Annotated in this window: 1 protein-coding gene; it reads right to left on the bottom strand. The window is 40.3% G+C overall.

Going from position 1 to position 1227, the window contains the following annotated elements:
• Positions 1-1059: ankyrin repeat domain-containing protein (locus tag KTHG_RS12695; protein WP_186439596.1), on the bottom strand; the 1059-nt coding region annotated here is incomplete at its 3' end.
• Between the last annotated feature and the right edge of the window lie 168 nt (positions 1060-1227).

The following is a 1227-nucleotide window of genomic DNA, read 5'->3' as shown; positions in this document are numbered from 1 at the left end:
GCCTTCTACCTGCAAGTGCTGGATATCTGAATCAGTAGGAGCAGAAATTAACATACAGCTTAAATAGGTTTCAATGCCATACGGGTCTGCTAAATCCCCTTTGTTGGGGACGATGACCCCTCGAGCCGGCTGAACGTTTTCATCATGCGGAATACACGCTAATTTAATCAACCAATTAATCGGCCATATTTTTTCTCGATCCAACCAGTCTGCCCCGCCTTCAAGCCAATCTGCAGGTACTTTCATCATATTTTCCACATATAACAGGTTGTACCCAATGGCATAGTCACTCATGCCCGTTGTAAATAAAACATAATAAGGATAGGCAGTTGATGGCGCAATGATATGCACTTGTACAAACAATTGAGAAGGGTATTTGTGACGATAGGTCGTTTGAATGGGTCCATACACTTCTTCAAAAGCCGCTCGAATTACGTCATGACTTGCCGGCTCCTCAGGTTCCTCTACATATTGGTCCTCCTCTTCATAGCCATCATCCTCGTCTTCCTCTTTAGGCGTTGTACGCGGCACATGGTCGGCGGGTAAGGTCGCATTATGGGCCTGAATGAGCGCTAGAATTTCCGTTTGATTTTGTTCTTTCGCCATCACCTCGGCATCTTTTCGTTCAAAATAACGAATCGTCGTGTCCACACCATGGTCGATTAATAGTTGGACAACCTCTTTACTTCCAGAAAGAATGGCACTGAATAGGACATCCTTATAGGGATGAGGCGGTTCAAAATTCACATTAGCCCCACGTTTAAGAAGATACTTGACCATCTCATAATGTCCTTCTTGAGCAGCAATCGATAATGCTGTGCCTCCACGATTTTTATTTGCCACATTAACATCTAATCCAAAATCTATTAACCATTTTACTATTTCTAATTGATTTTCTCTCACTGCCAAATGTAACCAGCTACCTGTAACCACATCTTCATAAAGATGCGCTGGATTTTCTTTCATTAATATTTTAACTTCCTCTGCATTACCTTCTATTATGGCGGCATAAATTTGTTTTGTAATAACTAATTCTGAATCGTTATTATTATTTTTCATTGTGGCCCTCTTTATTTTCAATAGATATTTGTCATTTATCTCCATTATACACAAAAAAACACGGATTTCTCCGTGTCTTCTTTAAATAGACGGTGGTCGATTCACAACTAATACATTATCTGCCTGTTGTTTTTCTAACAACCTTAGTACATCAGCTGCATAAATTCC

The sequence above is a fragment of the Kurthia sp. Dielmo genome (genome assembly GCF_000307285.2).
Classification (GTDB): domain Bacteria; phylum Bacillota; class Bacilli; order Bacillales_A; family Planococcaceae; genus Kurthia; species Kurthia populi.
The sequence above is the reverse complement of the archived record's forward strand: the minus strand, read 5'-3'. Positions and strand labels throughout refer to the sequence as shown.